A 2,725-nucleotide genomic window follows, 5' to 3' on the forward strand; every position below is an offset into this window, starting at 1 on the left:
GTCTTGGCGTTTCCCCGGACCAGCCGGACCCCGACCATTATTCATCGCGCTACGCGCATTGCGACGTGCTGGTGCTGGGCGGCGGTGCGGCAGGCATCGCGGCAGCGCTTGCGTCGGCCGAGACCGGCGTGCGCGTCATCCTCGCCGACGAGCAGGCCGAGTTCGGCGGCAGCCTGCGTTTCGAGAGCGGCGCGAAAATCGACGGCCAGGACGGTTTTGCCTGGGCGCAAGCTGCCGTGGCGAAGCTCGCCGCAATGGACAATGTCCGCGTGCTGTCGCGAACGACGGCGTTCGGCTACTATGCGCAGAATTTTGTGGGGCTGGTCGAGCGTGTCAGCGAGCATCTGAGGACCCCCGGCCACGATCTGGCGCGCGAGCGGCTGTGGCAGGTCCGGGCCAAGCGCGTGGTGCTGGCCTCGGGCGCGATCGAGCGCCACATGGTGTTTGCCGACAATGACCGGCCGGGCATCATGCTGGCGGGTGCCGCGCGCACCTATCTCAACCACTATGGCGTCGCGGTCGGCAGGAATGTCGGCGTCTACACCGCCAATGATTCTGCTTACGCGGCGGCGATCGACCTGAAGAAGGCCGGCGTCAACGTGGCGGCGATCGTCGATCTGCGCGAAAATCCGACCGGACCGGTGATCGACGAGGCGAGGGCGCTCGGCATCGAGATCAATTTCGGCCGCGCGGTGATCCGCGCTGGCGGTAAGCTCAGGGTGTCGTCGATGACCGTGCAGCCGAAGAATGGCGGCGGCGAACGCACCATCGCGGTCGATGCGATCCTGATGTCGGCCGGCTGGACGCCGTCGGTGCATCTGTTCTCGCAGTCGCGCGGAAAGGTCGCCTTCAACGACGAGACCAAGCGCTTCGTGCCGGGCACCTATGCGCAGGACTGCGTCTCGGTGGGCGCCTGCAACGGCACCGACGGGCTGTCGGCGACGGTGGACGAGGCCTATGCGGCGGGCGCCAAGGCGGCGAAAGATGCCGGCGCCAAAGCCGCCAAGAGCAGTAAGCCGAAGGTCGATGCGTCGGAGAGCTGGTCGCGCGGTATGTTGGGCGCGGCGCCCGGCGCCGGGCCGGACACGACTGTGAAGGCGTTTGTCGATTTCCAGAACGACGTCACCGCCAAGGATATCCGCCAGGCGGTGCACGAAGGCATGCGCTCGATCGAGCACGTCAAGCGCTTCACCACCAACGGCATGGCGACCGACCAGGGCAAGACCTCCAACATGCACGGCCTGGCGATTGCCGCCGAGACGCTGGGAAAGCCGATCCCGGAGGTCGGCCTGACCACGTTCCGTGCGCCCTATACGCCGGTCACCTTCGGCGCGATCGTCAGCCATGCGCGCGGTCCGCTGTTCGACCCGACGCGCAGAACCGCGATCCATCCCTGGGCCGAGGCGCAAGGTGCCGTGTTCGAGGATGTCGGCCAGTGGAAGCGCGCCTGGTATTTCCCCAAGGCGGGCGAGGACATGCATGCCGCGGTCGACCGCGAATGCGTCGCGGTGCGCAAGACGGCGGGCCTGTTCGATGCCTCTACGCTGGGCAAGATCGAGGTGGTTGGGCCGGATGCGGCCAAGTTCATGGAACTGCTCTACACCAACCCATGGGAGAAGCTGGAACCCGGCCGCTGCCGCTACGGCATCATGCTGCGCGAGGACGGCTTCATCTATGACGACGGCGTCGTCGGCAGGCTGGCCCCCGACCGTTTCCACGTGACGACGACGACCGGCGGCGCGCCGCGCGTCATGAACCACATGGAGGATTATCTCCAGACCGAGTTCCCGCATCTCAATGTCTGGCTGACCTCGATCACCGAGCAGTGGGCTGTCATCGCCGTGCAAGGGCCGAGCGCGCGGAAGATCATAGAGCCCTTGGTCGAAGGCATCGACATGTCCGACGAGGCGCTGCCGCATATGTCGGTGCGTGAAGGCAAGATCTGCGGCGTGCCGACGCGGTTGTTTCGCATGTCGTTCACCGGCGAGCGCGGCTTCGAGGTCAATGTGCCGGCCGACTATGGCCAGGCGGTCTGGGAAGCCCTGTGGGCCGAGGGCCAGAAGCATGGGGCGGCCGCCTACGGCACCGAGGCGATGCACGTGCTGCGCGCCGAAAAAGGCTACATCATCGTCGGCCAGGACACGGATGGCACGGTAACGCCGAACGACGCCGGGCTCGACTGGGCGGTCGGCAAGAAGAAGACCGATTTCGTCGGCATCCGCGGCCTGACGCGGCCGGATCTGGTCGCCAAGGGCCGCAAGCAGCTGGTCGGCCTCAAGACCAGGGACCCCAAAGTGGTGCTGGAAGAAGGCGCGCAGGTCGTCGAGGATCCCAAGCAGGCGATCCCGATGAAGATGATCGGCCATGTCAGCTCGAGCTATTGGTCGGAAAATTGCGGCCGCTCGATCGCATTGGCGCTGGTCGCCGGCGGCCGCGACCGGATGGGCGAGACCCTCTATGTGCCGATGCCGAATGGGGTGATCGAAGTGGAGGTTACCGGCATGGTATTCTTCGACGAGACGGGAGGGCGCCTCAATGGCTAAGGCCGCTGCAAGGAAGACGGCTCCGGCCGCATCGCCTTCGGTCGAACGCCGTCCGGCGCTGGCTGGGCGCAGCACCACTGCCGCCGCCGTCAAGGTCGAGGTGCTGCCGTCGGCCGAGCGCGTTTCACTGCGTGCGCCGGAGGCTTCGGCCGCAGCGCTTTCGAAGGCGCTCGGCGTGACCT

At 66.7% G+C, this 2,725-nt stretch carries 1 protein-coding gene and 1 pseudogene; both read left to right on the forward strand.

Going from position 1 to position 2,725, the window contains the following annotated elements:
• Window positions 1-2,543: sarcosine oxidase subunit alpha family protein (locus EN893_RS27845; protein WP_128361947.1), on the forward strand; the 2,543-nt coding region annotated here is incomplete at its 5' end.
• Window positions 2,536-2,725: pseudogene (locus tag EN893_RS27850) on the forward strand (sarcosine oxidase subunit gamma); the annotation flags it as partial. The gene EN893_RS27845 and the pseudogene EN893_RS27850, both read left to right, overlap by 8 nt.

The organism is Mesorhizobium sp. M7A.F.Ca.CA.004.04.2.1 (assembly GCF_004022825.1).
Classification (GTDB): Bacteria; Pseudomonadota; Alphaproteobacteria; order Rhizobiales; family Rhizobiaceae; genus Mesorhizobium.